This window comes from Cupriavidus sp. PB-02 (assembly GCF_058252315.1).
Genome location: NZ_CM177695.1, coordinates 177,948 through 192,806, shown reverse-complemented (window position 1 = coordinate 192,806; position 14,859 = coordinate 177,948). Strand labels below are relative to the sequence as shown.

General features: G+C 69.5%; 14 protein-coding genes. 10 read left to right on the top strand and 4 right to left on the bottom strand.

What is annotated here, in order from left to right; all coding sequences use genetic code 11:
* The first annotated feature begins 170 nt into the window (after positions 1-170).
* From AC10V3_RS21555 to AC10V3_RS21545, 3 genes are all read left to right on the top strand, one after another.
* Positions 171-926, top strand: a complete 756-nt coding sequence (locus AC10V3_RS21555; RefSeq protein ID WP_022537410.1) for a phospholipase D family nuclease — start codon at positions 171-173, stop codon at positions 924-926.
* Positions 927-1,045: 119 nt separating this feature from the next.
* Positions 1,046-1,756, top strand: a complete 711-nt coding sequence (locus AC10V3_RS21550) for a dienelactone hydrolase family protein (protein WP_490924007.1) — start codon at positions 1,046-1,048, stop codon at positions 1,754-1,756.
* Between the two features lie 119 nt (positions 1,757-1,875).
* Positions 1,876-3,420, top strand: a complete 1,545-nt coding sequence (locus tag AC10V3_RS21545) for an acyl-CoA synthetase (RefSeq protein ID WP_022537408.1) — start codon at positions 1,876-1,878, stop codon at positions 3,418-3,420.
* A 41-nt stretch (positions 3,421-3,461) separates the two neighbouring features.
* On the opposite strand, the gene AC10V3_RS21540 is transcribed toward AC10V3_RS21545, so the two are convergent.
* Together AC10V3_RS21540 and AC10V3_RS21535 are read right to left on the bottom strand one after the other, a co-directional pair.
* Positions 3,462-4,163 (bottom strand): glycine zipper 2TM domain-containing protein, encoded by a 702-nt coding sequence (locus tag AC10V3_RS21540; protein ID WP_490924006.1) that lies wholly within the window; start codon positions 4,161-4,163, stop codon positions 3,462-3,464.
* A gap of 134 nt (positions 4,164-4,297) precedes the next feature.
* Positions 4,298-4,756 (bottom strand): MarR family winged helix-turn-helix transcriptional regulator, encoded by a 459-nt coding sequence (locus AC10V3_RS21535; protein WP_022537406.1) that lies wholly within the window; start codon positions 4,754-4,756, stop codon positions 4,298-4,300.
* A gap of 254 nt (positions 4,757-5,010) precedes the next feature.
* Here AC10V3_RS21535 and AC10V3_RS21530 point away from each other — a divergent pair, with 254 nt between their 5' ends.
* Positions 5,011-5,574, top strand: coding sequence for a YggT family protein (locus tag AC10V3_RS21530; RefSeq protein ID WP_022537405.1), 564 nt, complete (start codon positions 5,011-5,013; stop codon positions 5,572-5,574).
* Positions 5,575-5,721: 147 nt separating this feature from the next.
* Entirely contained in the window at positions 5,722-6,003 is a 282-nt protein-coding gene (locus AC10V3_RS21525; protein ID WP_490924005.1) for a hypothetical protein, read from the top strand.
* Between the two features lie 66 nt (positions 6,004-6,069).
* On the opposite strand, the gene AC10V3_RS21520 is transcribed toward AC10V3_RS21525, so the two are convergent.
* Entirely contained in the window at positions 6,070-7,050 is a 981-nt protein-coding gene (locus AC10V3_RS21520) for a LysR family transcriptional regulator (protein ID WP_490924004.1), read from the bottom strand.
* Positions 7,051-7,110: 60 nt separating this feature from the next.
* Here AC10V3_RS21520 and AC10V3_RS21515 point away from each other — a divergent pair, with 60 nt between their 5' ends.
* Complete coding sequence (locus AC10V3_RS21515; protein ID WP_490924003.1) at positions 7,111-8,691, top strand: MFS transporter; 1,581 nt, start codon at positions 7,111-7,113, stop codon at positions 8,689-8,691.
* A gap of 127 nt (positions 8,692-8,818) precedes the next feature.
* A complete protein-coding gene (locus tag AC10V3_RS21510) occupies positions 8,819-9,649 on the top strand; it encodes an IclR family transcriptional regulator (RefSeq protein ID WP_490924002.1) in 831 nt (276 codons plus the stop codon).
* 14 nt (positions 9,650-9,663) lie between these two features.
* Here the strand turns inward: AC10V3_RS21510 and AC10V3_RS21505 are convergent, their stop codons facing one another.
* Positions 9,664-10,491 (bottom strand): phytanoyl-CoA dioxygenase family protein, encoded by an 828-nt coding sequence (locus tag AC10V3_RS21505; protein ID WP_490924001.1) that lies wholly within the window; start codon positions 10,489-10,491, stop codon positions 9,664-9,666.
* 280 nt (positions 10,492-10,771) lie between these two features.
* On the opposite strand from AC10V3_RS21505, the gene AC10V3_RS21500 reads away from it, so the two are divergent.
* Genes AC10V3_RS21500 through AC10V3_RS21490 form a run of 3 tightly spaced genes read left to right on the top strand, consistent with a single transcriptional unit; the run spans position 10,772 to position 14,759 of the window.
* Positions 10,772-11,698, top strand: a complete 927-nt coding sequence (locus AC10V3_RS21500; protein WP_022537399.1) for an AAA family ATPase — start codon at positions 10,772-10,774, stop codon at positions 11,696-11,698.
* A gap of 5 nt (positions 11,699-11,703) precedes the next feature.
* Positions 11,704-12,783, top strand: a complete 1,080-nt coding sequence (locus AC10V3_RS21495; protein ID WP_490923999.1) for a DUF58 domain-containing protein — start codon at positions 11,704-11,706, stop codon at positions 12,781-12,783.
* Positions 12,780-14,759 carry a transglutaminase TgpA family protein gene (locus tag AC10V3_RS21490; protein WP_490923998.1) on the top strand — a complete coding sequence of 660 codons (1,980 nt, stop codon included), beginning with the start codon at positions 12,780-12,782 and terminating at the stop codon, positions 14,757-14,759. The genes AC10V3_RS21495 and AC10V3_RS21490 overlap by 4 nt, the downstream gene beginning before the upstream one ends.
* Positions 14,760-14,859 lie beyond the last annotated feature (100 nt).

Genomic DNA, 14,859 nt, shown 5'->3' with positions numbered 1-14,859 from the left:
CCGCGCGCGGATAGCCCCAAGGCCCGCGCCACGCCACGCAGCGCGCACAGATCCTGTTACACAATCCCCCTTTGCCAGTGGCGTATGCGGCTGCTACGCTGCGGACCCGTCCTGACCGCATGCGGCGCGCGGCGCGCGCACGCTGTCATCCACTGAAGCAAAGATCCGCCGTGACTGTCAGATTCATTCGCCGGGCCGTGCTGGGCCTGGGCCTTGCCGCAGCCGTATCCGCCTTTACTTCTTTCGGCTCGTTCGGCTCGCTGCGTTCATACTTCAACTCGCTCAGCCCGTTCAGCCACCTGATCGCGCAAGCGCACGCCCGTTCGACTTCCACGTTCGACCAGGTCACCGAGACCATCGCCGGCAGTATCAGCGATACCTTCAACGAAGCCGTTACCAAACACTTCCCGGCGCGCAACGGCAATCCCGCACAGCCGCCGGACGCGAAGCCGGTGCCGAGCAAAGCCTTTGCCCAGGGCAGCGGCTATACGCTGTGCTTCGTGCCCGATGGCGCGAGCTGCCAGGCGCTGCTGATCAACGCCATCCGCAGCACGCGCCGGCAGTTGCTGATCCAGGCCTACTCCTTCACCAGCGCGCCGATCGCCGAAGCAGTGGCGCAGGCGCACAAGCGCGGCGTGGACGTGCGCGTGATCCTGGACAAGAGCCAGCAATCGGAACGCTATACCAGCGCCACCTACCTGAAGCACGCTGGCGTGCCGGTGGTGATCGACAGCAAGCCCGCGATCGCGCACAACAAGGTGATGGTGTTCGACGACCAGGCGGTCTTTACCGGGTCGTTCAACTTCACCAAGTCGGCACAGGAGCGCAACGCCGAGAATGGCATGCTGATCCGCGGCGACGCGGCAGTGGTCAAGGCCTACACCGACAACTGGAACACGCGCTATCGGCAGTCAAAGGCGTACTGACGCGTACTGAGGGGCCAGCGCCTGCACGAAGCGGCGCCCGGTGGCACACTTGCGGCTGGCGTGCGGCCAGCGCCGCGCATCCTGCCTACCTGTTAAGAGCCATTCCGGAGAGCCTCCCCATGACAGCCATTCCCGACAGCCAATGGATCCGCGTCGACAGCGCCGCGGGCAGCTTCGACGCCTATCTGAGCCTGCCGCCCGCCGGCGTGCGTCCCGGTGCGCCCGCCATCGTGCTGCTGCAGGAGATCTTCGGCGTGAACGAGCATATCCGCGCCGTGGCCGACCAGTACGCCGCCGACGGCTATGTGGTGCTGGCACCCGACGTGTTCTGGCGCCAGGCGCCGCGCGTGGAACTGGGCTATGACGGCGACGACATGGCGCGTGCGATGACGCTGCGCAAGGCGGTGGACGTGCCAGCCGCGCTGGAGGATATCGCCGCCACCGCGCAGGCGCTGCGCCAGCGCACCGGCGCCGGCAAGGTCGCCGCGGTGGGCTACTGCTTTGGCGGCCTGCTGGCGTACCTGAGCGCGGCGCGCGGCCTGGTCGACGCGGCCGTGCCGTACTACGGCGGCGGCATCCAGAACCAGCTGGAGGAAGCCGTGAACATCCGCGTGCCGGTGCAGTTCCACTACGGCGCGCTCGACACGCATATCCCGCCCGGGGCCGTGCAGGGCGTGCGCGAGGCGACGGCGGGCAAACCCGGCACCGAGATCCACGTCTACCCCAACGCCGACCACGGCTTCAATTGCTGGGCGCGCGCTTCCTACCACCAGCCCAGTGCCGCGCTGGCACACGGGCGCGCGCTGGCGTTCCTGGCGCAATCGCTGTAGGTAGCGGCGCGCGCAGCGCGCCCCCCGCCGCCGCCTTGCCACGGCCGGGCGGCAGCCCTTATGCTCGCCGCTGAGCTTCAAGACCTGCTGGACCCCAAACCATAACGACGGAGACCACCATGCAGTCAGAGCAGCAGCGCGCCCTGCGCAACACCATCCCCGACGCCATCGCCCGCGCCGTGCGGCGCAGCCCGGACAAGACCGCGATCCGCTTCGGCGAACGGGCCTGGACCTACCGGCAGCTCGACGATGGCGCGGCCCGCGTGGCCGGCGCGCTGGCGCAATGGGGGCTGCGGCCGGGCGATCGCGTCGCTGCCTTCGGCAAGAACTCCGACGCCTATGTGCTGCTGTGGCTGGCCTGCCTGCGCAGCGGGCTGATCCATGTGCCGGTCAATTTCTCGATGACGCGCGCCGAGGCCGAGTACATCGTGACGCAGTCGGGCGCCAGCGCGATCTTTGCCGATCCGGCGCTGGCCGAGCGCGTGGATGGGCTGCCGTGCAAGGTCAGCGGCACGCTGCATGGCGGCAATGCGCGCGATATCCTGGCCACCGCGGCCGACGGACCCGCGGCACCGGTTTCCGATGCGCTCACCGACGCCACGCCCGCGCAGATCCTGTACACCTCGGGCACCACCTCCGCGCCCAAGGGCGCCGTGCTGACGCACCGCGCGCTGCTCGCCGAATACGGCAGCACCATTGCCGCCTGCGATATCCGCGAGTCGGACTATTCGCTGGCCGCGCTGCCGCTGTACCACTCGGCGCAGATGCATGTGTTCCTGATGCCGCTGCTGCTGTGCGGCGGCACCACGCTGATCGCCGACAGCCCGGAAGCCGGCTATTGCCTGCGCACCATCCACGGCGAAGGCATCACCAGTTTCTTTGCCCCGCCGACGGTGTGGATCGCGCTGCTGCGCCATGCGGACTTCGATCCGGCCAGGCTTGGCTCGCTGGTCAAGGCCTACTACGGCGCATCGATCATGCCGGTGCCGGTGCTGCTGGAGTTGCAGCAGAAGCTGCCCGCGCTGCGCTTCTACAACTGCTACGGGCAAAGCGAGATCGGGCCGCTGGCCACGGTGCTCGGGCCCGACGAGCATGCGGCGCGCCCCGCGTCCGCCGGCCGCCCGGTGCTCAACGTCGAGACCCGCATCGTCGACGAGACCATGCGGGATGTGCCGTCCGGCGAGCTGGGCGAGATCGTGCACCGCTCGGCGCAACTGCTGACTGAGTACTGGAACAAGCCGGAGCAGACCGCCGAAGCCTTTGCAGGGGGCTGGTTCCACTCGGGCGACCTCGGCTACATGGATGCCGAGGGCTACCTGTACGTGGTGGACCGGATCAAGGACGTGATCAATTCAGGCGGCGTGCTGGTGTCGAGCCGCGAGGTGGAAGAATGCCTGTACACCCACGGCGCGGTGGCCGAGGCGGCGGTGTTCGCGCTGCCTCATCCGAAGTGGGTCGAGGCAGTGACCGCCTGCGTGGTGCGCAAGCGCGGCCACGAGGCCAGCGAGGAGGAGCTGATCGCGCATGCGCGCGAGGCGCTGGCGCCGTTCAAGGTGCCCAAGCGCATCGTGTTCGTCGCGGACCTGCCGCGCAATACGGCCGGCAAGCTGCTCAAGCGGCAGCTGCGCGAGGACTATGCGCAGTTGTTCGGTGCTGATGCGTAACCCTCGGGGCGTCTGCCACAGACGCCCCTTGCGGACTCGCCTCAGTACGGCACCGCGACGCCGTTCTCGACCTTGACGCGGTCGCCGATGCGCATCTGGTAGGCGTTGGACTGCGTCAGCGTGAGGTAGGCGTTGTCGCTGGTGCGCACGCGCACGCGGTAGGCCGGGGCGCTGGAACCGGTGCGCTTCTCCACCTCGTTGCCGGCCACCGCGCCGGCAACGGCGCCGCCGATGGTGGCGACGGTATTGCCGCGGCCGCCGCCGACCTGGTGGCCGAGCAGCCCGCCGACGATGCCGCCGACCACGGCGCCCGCGCCGCTGGTCGAGGGCGGCTGGCCGGGCACCACTTCAATCGCTTCGACCCAGCCGTAGCGCACGCCGTAGGCCTCGTTGCCGTATTGGTCGCCATAGCTGCCGTCAGCGGGGTACGACTGCTGGGGGTAGCCCTGCTGCGGGTAGCCCTGTTGTTGCGGGTAGCCCTGTTGTTGCGGATAGCCCTGCTGTGGATAGCCTTGTTGCGGATAACCCTGCGGGTAGCCCTGTTGCGCCGGATAGCCGCTGACCGTGGTGCCGTAGCCGGTGTTGTAGCCCGTGTTATAGCCGCCGTTGTAGCCAGTGTTGTAGCCACCGCTGCCTCCATACCCCGCGCCATAACCGGAGTCATAGCCATACGGCGTGGCACACCCGGCCAGCGCACCGGCGCCAAGCACCGCAAGCACAACCGAACGAAGGGGGATGGACATGTCTGGACTCCTGCGCGCTGCGCGTGTTTGTGGGAATGCGCGCGAGTCTAGGGCCGCCGGCGGGCAGTGGGTGTCACCGGAGCTTGTGATTGGTAACCACCTGTAACCGCTGGCGACGCCTGCCCGAAAATCGCTCAGCCGCGCTCGGCGCCGTCGTCGTTGAACTGCGTGATGCGCGCCACGCGGAAGGTGCCGCGCAGCGATTCGAGCTCGGTACGGTGCAGCATCGCCAGCCGGTTCAGGCAGCGTTCGCCCTTGGCCAGCAGGTGGACCTGCACCACGCGCCGGTCTTCGGGGTTGAGGCGGCGCTTGACCAGCCCGGCCGCCTCGCAGCGGTTGACCAGCGCGACCACCCCGTGCTGCTTGGCCTGCAGGCGCTCCGCCAGTTCGCCGATCGAGGCCCAGTCCTTGTCCGCGCTGCCGCGGATATGCAGCAGCAACAGGTATTGCTGCACGGTCACGCCTTCCTCGCGTGCGGCGTCTTCGGAGAATCGCAGGAAGCGCCGCAACTGGTAGCGGAAGTCGGACAGCGCCTCGAAGTCGGCCTTGTTAAGCGGGGTGTTGTTCCGTGACGGGGCGGACTTGCTGGGCATGGATGGCGAGAAAGCGGGGTTGCGAAGAAGCGCGAATCAACCAGAACGCGCCGGTACAACGCGCGGAACCGCCCGACTGCCGGCCGATCCCGCAACACGGGCGCACGCAATTATAGAGTCCGCGCACCGCGCTGCTGGTGCAAAGATGTCCGGCAGGCCACGCCGCCGCCACGCTGTTGCGCCGTGCCGCCGTCGGGCTATGGCAGAATCTGTGCGGTTGCAGACACCTTCACCCGTCACCGGATAACGCACCGATGTTCTCGGAAATCGCCCTCTTCCTGCTGGATACCGTCTTTACCCTGTTCGGCATGGCGCTGTTGCTTCGCGTCTGGATGCAGCTCACGCGCCTGCCCACGCGCAACCCGGTCTCTCAGGGCGTGTTCCAGATCACCGACTGGCTGGTCCGTCCGCTGCGACGGGTCATCCCGGGCGTGGGTGGCATTGACTGGGCCACGGTGGTCGCCGCCTGGCTGACCGCGGTGGTGTTCCTGCTGCTGGTCGCCATGATCAGCGGCGCGGACCTGCTCGCCTTCCTGCCGGCGGTGCTGCTCACCTCGCTGCTTTACGTATTGAAATGGGCCATCAGCCTGGTGATGTGGGTGACGCTGCTGATGGCGATCCTGTCGTGGGTCAACCCGCATTCGCCAGTCACCCCGGCCATCGACCACCTGACCGCGCCGGTCCTGCGCCCGATCCAGCGCGTGGTGCCGCGCCTGGGCGGCTTCGATGTGTCGCCGCTGGTGCTGTTCGTGATCGCGCAGATCCTGCTGATGGTGATCGCGCGGCTGGGCGCCAGCGTGTTCAACATGCATTTCTGAGGGGGCGGGCAGATTGGCGGCAAGCGATTGTCCGCGCGGCTGGACAGTCTGTCGACAATAGGCTCTTTTTCTGCCCAGTGTGAAGTCCTACATTACAGGCAACGTGGCGCTGCAGCCACGAACCCTGCCAAGAAGGACCACTCCACCATGAAGACCCTCGCACAACGCCCCACCCTGCTGCTCTCCCTGCTGTGCGCCGCCGGCCTCTCGTTCGCCGCGGCCACGGCCCACGCCTCTGAACCCGTTTCCGATATCGCCCGCCTGGACGGCAGCATCGGCCACGTCGGCAAGGCCGATCCGTTCCTGGACGGCGCCCGCGTCGGCAAGGCGGATCCGTTCACGGACGGCGCCAAGATGGGCAAGTTCGACCCGTTCACCGACGGCGCCAGCACCACGGACCGCCGCGACGCATTTACCGACGGCGCCTGAGCGCCGCGGCCAGCCTCACCGCTTCCCTTGGCCACGGCCCCGGCCGTGGCGGCCCGACCGGCGCGCTCAACCCACCGGGCGGGCCTCTCCCTCCAGCGCTCCCTCTCCCTCGGCAAGCCCGGTCTCGGCGGCTTCCGTCCCGACGTCCGGCTCCAGCTCGGACACCATCATCGATTCGATCGCTTCCATGAAGGCCCGCACCTTGCGCGGCTGCAGGCGCCGGTCCGGCAGCAGCGCGAACACGCGCAGCGGCGGCAACGGGTAGTCAGGCAGCACGCGCACCAGGCGCCCTTGCGCGATCTCGGCCTCGCAGTAGTTCACCGACAGCCGGGCGATGCCCAGCCCGGCCAGCGCGCCCTGCAGGCGCAGCTCGGCGTTGTAGGTCTGCATGCGCGGACGGATCGGCACGGAAACGGTCTGGCCGTCGCGGGTGAATTCCCATACGGTGTCGCCGGGCGTGGTCAGCGTGGGCATGTTGGCCAGGTCTTCCGGGCGCAGCTGTGCCGGCAGGCTGGCCGCCAGCGCCGGCGCAGCGAACAGGCCGCGCTCGACGTGATAGATGCGCCGCGCCACGGTGCCGGAATCCGGCAGGTCGGCATCGACGATGACGAACGCCACGTCAAACCCGTCGCGGATCGGATCGACCAGGCCCTGCGTGATTTCCACGGCGACGTCGAGCGCCGGGTGCGCCGCCAGCGTGCGGCAGATCACGCCGCCGAGCTGCTGCGCGCCAAATTCATAAGGCGTGGCGATGCGCAGCACGCCCTGCACGCGTTCCTCGCGCGCCAGCGTTTCCTGGCGGATTTCGCGCAGCCGTGCGAACAGCGGGGCGACGTCGCGGTAGACCGCCTTGCCTGCATCGGTCAGGCGCATGCGGCGCGTGGTGCGCTCCAGCAGCTTGGCGCCGATGGCGGTTTCCAGCCGCGCCACCGCGGCCGAGACCCGCGACTTGGGGCAGTCCAGCTGCTCCGCCGCGGCCGTGAACGTTCCCTGCTCGACCACACAGCAGAACGCCTCCCAATCATTCCATTGGATTGTTTCGTTCACCGGACAATGTTTCCCTGACAACCTGTAGTTCCCGACAGCAGGCGCCATTATGCTTGACCGATGCAACAAACGCCTGTCCCAGCCGGTCCGGACGCCTTAGCCCCCAATCCGGCCACCACGCCCCCACGCCCCCGCATGCAACTCGCCAGTCACCCGGAAATGGGTCACTGGCGACTTTCATTGTTCGGCCTGACGCTCGGGCTGGTGACCGGCATCGACTTCTCCTCCACGCTGATGATGGGCGTGGCCAGCCAGCACATCCAGGGCGGCGTCGGTGCCGCGCCGGAAGACTACCTGTACGCGATCTCCGCCTACGCGGCCACCGCGGTGCTGATGAACATGGTGCTCGACCAGGTCGCGCGCCGCACCACCTACAAGCGCTTCATCATGGGCTCGCTGGTGGTGTTTATCCTCGGCTCGCTGATCTGTGCCGAGTTCGCCAGCCCCGCCGGGCTGATCGGCGGCAAGGCGGTGCAGGGGCTCGGCGCGGGCGGCTTGTTCGCGGCTTCGCGCATCCTGGTGCAACTGGTGTCGACCCCCGCCGAGCGCGCGCCGCTGATGCTGCGCTTCGGCGGCGGCGCGTTCTCGATGCTGGCGATCACGCCGTGGCTGACCAGCATCTTCCTGGACGATATCGGCTGGCGCGCGGTGTTCCTGTTCCAGGCCGGCATTGCGTTGCCGGTGCTGCTGTCGGTGGCGCTGACCTATCCCACGCGCGCGCCGCGCGACCCGCATCCGCCGGTATCGACGCTGGACTGGCCGGCCGCGATCGCCGCGGCGCTGGGCGCGCTGGTGTTCCTGCACACGCTGCAGGAGATGCGCTACACGCGCTTTTTCAGCTCCCCGGAAATGCCGCTGGCGGCGCTGTGCGGCCTGGCGCTGTTCGCCTTCGCGGGCTGGCGGCTGTACCGCCACCCGGATCCGTGGATCGACTTCTCGCGGCTGGCCGGACGCCAGTACCTGTACGGGCTGGGCTTCTACACGCTGTATTACCTGATGTCGTCGGCGTGGGCCTTCCTGCTGCCGTCGCTGACCCAGACCGGTCTCGGGCTGACCTTCCGCACTACCTGCATGCTGCTGGCCACCAGCGGCACGGTGGCCACCATCGGCGCCATCATCATCACGCTGGGCATGGCGCTGGTGTTTCGCAAGCGGCGCGTGATCGCGATCGGCTTTATCGTCTACGCCTGCGCGGCGATGCTGTTCTCTCACCAGCTGATGCCGGGCGCGCCGGACTATGCCCTGGTGCCGGTGGTGCTGCTCGAAGGGCTGACGCCGGTGCTGCTGATGGTACAGGTGGCATCGATGACCTACCTGGAGGTGCCGGTCGAGGACTTCTCGCACGCCTACCAGTTCAAGAACGTCTGCAAGCAGATCGCCTCGGCGATGGGCACGGGCCTGGCCAGCGTGTTCATGCAGGACGGGCTGGCGCAGCACCGCACGCACCTGGTAGAGCACGTCACCCGCTTCAACCCGGTGCTGCAAACCCCTGACGCGCTGTCCGCGTCCGGGCTGGCGAAGCTCTCGCTCGAAATCGACCGGCAGGCCACGCTGCTCGCCGGCATGGACATGCTGCACGGCTTTGCCGCGGCGTGCGTGGTGGCCGCGGTGTTCGTGCTGGTGCAGCGCAGCTTCCGCTAGCGCTCCGGCGGCGCGCCGCCGGCCATGCCAACCCTGGCAACGGGCCGGCACTGGCGCAAACACGGCATTTCCTCTACCCTTTCGGCCTTTCCGTGCCAATCCGGCGATCCACGCCGGTGCTCCACCGATGGCCAGTCCCGCCGATCCCCGTCCGCCCGCAGCCCAGACCGCAGACAGCCCCGCCACGCCCGAGAAGCCGAGCGACAGCTATGTGCAGTCCTTTGCACGCGGGCTGTCGGTGATCCGCGCCTTCAATGCGCAGCACCCGGCCCAGACGCTGACGGAAATCGCCCAGGCCAGCGGCCTCACACGCGCCGGCGCGCGCCGCATCCTGCTGACGCTGGTGGGGCTGGGCTATGTGCGGGCCGACGGCCGGCTGTTCCGCCTGACGCCCAAGATCCTGGACCTGGGCTTTGCCTACCTGACTTCGATGCCGTTCTGGAATCTGGCCGAGCCGATCATGGAGACGCTGTCGCAGCAGGTGCATGAGAGCTGCTCGATCTCCGTGCTCGACGGTACCGAGATCGTCTACGTGCTGCGCGTGCCGGCGCGCAAGATCATGACCATCAACCTGTCGATCGGCAGCCGCCTGCCGGCGTATTGTTCGTCGATGGGGCGGGTGCTGCTGGCGGGCCTGTCCGAGCCGGAGCTCGACAGCGTGCTGCGCGCTACCGAGCTGCGCGCGCGCACGGACCGCACCGTGACCGATGTCGACGCGCTCAAGGCCATCATTGCCGATATCCGCAAACGCGGCTGGGCACTGAACGACCAGGAGCTGGAGGAAGGGCTGGTGTCATTGGCCGCGCCGATCCGCAACCGCGCCGGGCACACCATCGCCGCGATCAATATCAGCGGCCAGGCCAACCGTACCAGCGCGCAGGAGATGCTGGAGCGCTTCCTGCCGCAGCTGCTGGAAGCGTCGGAGAAGATCTCCGGGCTGGTCGGGCTGCGCACCTGAGCGCGGCCCCGGGATCAGCCGGCGGTAGGCAGTTCCACACTGCCGAATTCGGCCGAGCGCGTGCCGTCCAGCGGCCGGTTGCTTGCGCCAAAGTATGCGAACGCCACTGACAGCTTGACCGCGTTGGACGCATTGCGGCCAGCGGCATGGAACAAGCGGCTGTCGAAGAACAGCACGTCGCCGCGGTGCAAGGCCAGCGGTTGCGCAGCCTGCAGCAAGGGCTGGCTGGCCGGGTGGGCCTCGATCAGGAATTCGGCCGGATCGAGCTGGCCCGGCTCCAGCTGCGCCTGGTGCGAGCCGGGGATGATGCGCAGCACACCGTTGCGCTCGTCCTCGTCGCCCAGCGCCAGCCATACCGTCACCAGTTCCGGCTTGGCAAACGACCAGTAGCGCGTATCGCGGTGCCAGCCGGTCTGGCTGCCGTAGTGCGGGTGTTTGGTCATGACGCAGTTGTGGTGCGCCAGCGTGATGCACGCGGGCTCGCCCAGCAGCGCCTGCACCACCGACACCAGCTTCGGGTCGGTGGCCCAGCGGCGGAACACTTCATCACGCCCATAGGCCTGGCGCAACCGCCTGACGGTGCCGCCGCCGGCGGCATCGCGCGCGGCCGGGGCGCCGGGATAGCCGAGGTCGGCCTCGAACTCCACCGGGGGCACGGCCGCATCCAGGTGCCTGCGCGCCACCGTCTCCAGTTCCTCGCACGTCGGTTCGCCGGCAAAGCCGCGCAGGATCACGAAGCCATGGGCCCGGAAGGCCTGCGCCAGGCGCAGCAGTGCGCCGGAATCGGCAGACAGGATTTCAGAAGCAGGGAGGTCGGCGGGACAGTCCAGCGAGGCGGTCATTGCAGCAGGCGGCACGAAAGGCGGCAGAAAGAACGGACAGCGGAAAGCGATGGGTAGGGCACTGGTGGCCCAACGGCCCCATGATGCCAGAACCGGCGCATTCTGGCGCAGGCGGCATGCAGTCGGGATGCGACCTCCGGCACCGGCCGCGCACTGTCTCCGTACGGAAACAGACGGTGCCACGTGCCGCCCGCGCCGCTACAATGCGCTGATCCCCGCCCTGGTATCGCCTGCACCCTCTTTCTTCCACCCCATTTGCGCTCTCGCGCCGAGGTCCAACGTGACTGCTCGCCCACGCATCGTCGCTTCGCTGGCCGAGGCCCAGGCCCAGCTGGGCCGCATCGTTCTCGGCAAGCCGCAGCAGGTGCGGCTGGCGCTGGCCTGCATGCTGGCGCGCGGCCATTTGCTGCTGGAAGACGTGCCGGGCGTGGGCAAGACCACCCTGGCGCACGCGCTGGCGCGCACGCTGGGGCTGCAATACCAGCGCGTGCAGTTCACCAGCGACCTGCTGCCGGCGGACCTGATCGGCGTTTCCGTCTTTGTCCGCGATGCTGGCGAGTTCCGCTTCCATCGCGGCCCGGTGTTCGCGCAGGTGGTGCTGGCCGACGAGATCAACCGGGCCCCACCCAAGACCCAGAGCGCGCTGCTCGAGGCCATGGCCGAGCGGCAGGTCACGCATGACGGCACCACGCATGCGCTGCCGTCGCCGTTTTTCGTGATCGCCACGCAGAATCCACTGGAGCAGTTGGGCACGCACGCGCTGCCCGAGTCGCAGCTGGACCGCTTCACCATGCGGGTGTCGCTGGGCTATCCCGACCCGGCCTTCGAGCGCGTGCTGTACCTGGGCGGCGCCACCGCGCCGGACGCGGCCCCGGTGATGGACAGCAGCCAGGTGCTGGCACTGCAGGAGGCCGCGGAGCAGGTGTATGCCAGCCCCGCGCTGGTCGACTACGTGCTGGCGCTGGTGCAGGCCACGCGCAGCCACGGCGGCTTTGCCGCGGGGCTGTCGCCGCGCGCGGGACTGAGCCTGCTGGCTTGCGCACGCGCGTGGGCGTTGCTGGCGCAGCGCGAGATGGTGCTGCCGGAAGATGTGCAGGCCGTCTTTACCGCCGTCGCCGCGCACCGGCTGCTACCTGCCGGCGCGGCCGGGCCCGCTGCCGTCGCCGGCGAAGTGGCCGCGCTGCTGGCCGGCGTGGCCATTCCCTGACGGCCATGGCGCGCGATCCGCTGGCGGCCGCGCGCAAGGGCGGGCTCGATCGGGTGCCCAACCGGGGGATCGATCCCGGGCCGTTTGTTGCGGACAAGCGCATTGCCCCACGCCGCACGCGTGCGCGGCGTCCGGTCGGCGGCACGCTGCGGCTCGACCGGCGCCACCTCTACATCCTGCCCGCGCGTGGCGGCATCGGCTTCGCCGTGCTGCTGGGCGCGATGCTGCTGACCTCGCTCAACTACAACATCAGCCTGGGCTTTGCGCTGACCTTCCTGCTGGCCGGCATCGGCATGTCGTGCATGTGGCTGGCCTACCGCAACCTGCTCGAGCTGGCGGTGGCCGCGGGCACGGTGGCGCCGGCGCATGCCGGCCAGCCTGCGGTGTTCCACCTGCGCGTCGATAACCGCGATGCCGGCGCGCGCATCGGCATCGAGGCCCGCGTGCCGGCGCTGCCCGCCGTGGCGCCGGCCGTGCTGACGCTCGACGGCAATGCCAGCGGCACGCTTGCGCTGCATGTGCCAACGGTGCGCAGGGGGCGACTGACGCTGCCGCGCCTGGTGATCGCCAGCCGCTTCCCGTTCGGGCTGTTCCGGGTCTGGAGCTATGCCGACCTGGAGATGTCCACACTGGTCTATCCCGCCCCGGAACGCGACGCGCCGCCCGCGCCTGCCGTGTACCAGCCCGACGATGGCGATGCCCTGCACACTGCCGCGGGGAACGTCCGCGCCGACGACGGCATCGACCAGCTGCGCCGCTACCGCAGCGGCGACCCGCTGCACCGCATCGCCTGGAAGCACAGCGCGCGCACCGGACGGTGGCTGAGCCGCACCGGCGATCCGCCGCAACGGCCGGCCCGCTGGCTCGACTGGCATGCGCTGCCCGCCGGCATGGAGGCCGAGGCGCGGTTGTCGCGGCTGTGCGCATGGCTGCTGGCCGCTGACGACGATGCCGAAATCGGCCTGCGCCTGCCCGGCCTCGAACTGCCTCCGGCGCGCGGCGCGGGCCACCGGCGTGCCTGCCTGGAAGCGCTGGCGCTGTGGCCGCAGCGGCCCGCGCCAGTGCGCGCGGGAGGCCCGGCATGAAAGCCATCGCCCGGCCATTGCGCCATGAAGACCATGGCCTGCTGCTCGGCCAGCTCGCGCTGGTGCTGGCGCCGCAGGCGCGCACGCTGCCGGTGGCGGTGAGCCTGTTGCTGGTCTTGCTGCTGGGCTGGCGCTGGCTGCTGTGGCGGCGGCGCGCGCCGCTGCCGTCGCGCTGGATGCTGGGCGTGACCGCGATGCTGGTGCTGCTGGTGGCAAGCGCGCTGGCGTGGCAGGCCGGCGGCGGCGTGGGGCGCGAGCTGGCGGTGGCACTGCTGGGCGCCTTCGTTATCCTGAAGCTGCTGGAGTGCCGCGCGCTGGCGGATGCGACGCTGGTCACGCAGCTGTCGTTCTACCTGCTGCTGACGCTGTACCTGTCGGACCAGCCGTTCTGGCTGGCGCTGTACAGCCTGGCGATCGGCGCCTGGGTGCTGCGCAACTGGCTGTTGCTGCATCACCCCGAGGCGCGCAGCAAGCTGGCGATCTGGCCGCTGCTGGGGCGCATGGCGCTGCTGGGGCTGCCCTGGGCGCTGGCGCTTTTCGTGCTGTTCCCGCGCCTGGAGCATCCGCTGTGGCAGCTGCCGCAGTCCGCGCCGCGCGGCACCACCGGCCTCAGCGATACCATGCGGCCCGGCAGCGTGGGGCAGCTGATCCGCTCGCCGGAGGTGGCGCTGCGCGCCGAGGTCGACGGCGCGCCGTTGCCGGCGTCGGCGCTGTACTGGCGTGCGCTGGTGCTATGGGACTACGACGGCACCACGTGGTATCCGTCGCGGCAGCGCCAGCAGCAGCTCGCGCCGGCGCCCTCGGCCGGCACTATGCCGGGCATCGACTACAGCATCACGCTCGAACCCAGCCAGCAACGGTGGCTGTTCGTGCTCGACCGCGGCCAGGCGCTGTCCGCCGGCGTGGAAGCGGCGGCCACGCCCGACGGGGAATTCCTGGCGCGCCAGCCGGTGGAGCAGCGCATTCGCTACCGTGCACAGTCGACGCTGACGCCCGCACCTGGTTGGCTGTCGCCCGCCACGCGCCGGCTCGCACTGAGCCTGCCGGCCGGCAATCCGCGCGCCCGCGCGCTGGCGGCCCAGTGGGCCGAGACCCATGCCGATCCCGGCGCACGCGTGCAGGCGGCGCTGCGGCTGTTTGCCGCCGCGCCGTTTGCCTACACGCTGCGCCCGCCTCCGCTGGGCCGCGAGCAGGTCGACAGTTTTGTGTTCGACACCCGGCGCGGCTTCTGTGAGCACTACGCTGGCAGCTTCGTGTTCCTGATGCGCGCTGCCGGCGTGCCGGCGCGCGTGGTCACGGGCTACCAGGGCGGCGAGTACAACCCCATCGGCCGGCACTACGTGGTGCGCCAGTCCGACGCGCATGCCTGGGCCGAAGTCTGGCTCGACGGCCGCGGCTGGGTCCGTGTCGACCCGACCAGCGCGGTGGCGCCTAGCCGCATCGAGCAGGGTCTGGATGCCGCCGTGGGCGATGAGGCGGCCGCCTGGCGGCCGTCGCAGCAGCCGGGGTGGCTACAGGACCTGCGCTGGGCCTATGAAGGCGTGGTCTACAGCTGGCAGCGCTGGGTGTTGCAGTACGACCATGCGCAGCAGGCGCGGCTGCTCGACACGCTGGGCGCCGGCGCGGGACCCGGGCAGCTGCTGGCCGGCGCGCTCGGCGTGCTGTGCCTGCTGGCGCTGGTGCCGCTGTGGCGACGCCGCGCACCGGCCGATCCGCTCGATGCGGCGTATGCCAGCCTGTGCGGGCTGCTGGCCCGGCACGGCTGCGAGCGCGCACCGGCCGAGGGCCCGCAGGATTTCGCGGCCCGCGCCAGCGCCCGGCTGCCGCACGCGGCCGACGCCATCGCCGCGGTCACGGCGATCTATATCGGGCTGCGCTATGGCAACGTCGCGCCCTCGCGGCGCGCCGAGTCGGTGGTTGCGATGCGCGCCGGCATCCGGCAAATTGCCGCGGCGCTGCGCACCCGCAAGGCCTGAAAGCAGCGCCCCTGTTCCCGCTCCCACGATCGCACTGTGCTGACTGGCGCAATTTGCTTCGCTTGATATAATTTCATTTGTAATTATCCCGAATGTAACC

Coding starts and splice junctions, on each gene's coding strand:
- AC10V3_RS21550 (WP_490924007.1), top strand. CDS start 1,046: ATGACAGCCATTCCCGACAGCCAATGGATCCGCGTCGACAGCGCCGCG.
- AC10V3_RS21545 (WP_022537408.1), top strand. CDS start 1,876: ATGCAGTCAGAGCAGCAGCGCGCCCTGCGCAACACCATCCCCGACGCC.
- AC10V3_RS21540 (WP_490924006.1), bottom strand. CDS start 4,163: ATGTCCATCCCCCTTCGTTCGGTTGTGCTTGCGGTGCTTGGCGCCGGT.
- AC10V3_RS21535 (WP_022537406.1), bottom strand. CDS start 4,756: ATGCCCAGCAAGTCCGCCCCGTCACGGAACAACACCCCGCTTAACAAG.
- AC10V3_RS21530 (WP_022537405.1), top strand. CDS start 5,011: ATGTTCTCGGAAATCGCCCTCTTCCTGCTGGATACCGTCTTTACCCTG.
- AC10V3_RS21525 (WP_490924005.1), top strand. CDS start 5,722: ATGAAGACCCTCGCACAACGCCCCACCCTGCTGCTCTCCCTGCTGTGC.
- AC10V3_RS21515 (WP_490924003.1), top strand. CDS start 7,111: ATGCAACAAACGCCTGTCCCAGCCGGTCCGGACGCCTTAGCCCCCAAT.
- AC10V3_RS21510 (WP_490924002.1), top strand. CDS start 8,819: ATGGCCAGTCCCGCCGATCCCCGTCCGCCCGCAGCCCAGACCGCAGAC.
- AC10V3_RS21505 (WP_490924001.1), bottom strand. CDS start 10,491: ATGACCGCCTCGCTGGACTGTCCCGCCGACCTCCCTGCTTCTGAAATC.
- AC10V3_RS21495 (WP_490923999.1), top strand. CDS start 11,704: ATGGCGCGCGATCCGCTGGCGGCCGCGCGCAAGGGCGGGCTCGATCGG.
- AC10V3_RS21490 (WP_490923998.1), top strand. CDS start 12,780: ATGAAAGCCATCGCCCGGCCATTGCGCCATGAAGACCATGGCCTGCTG.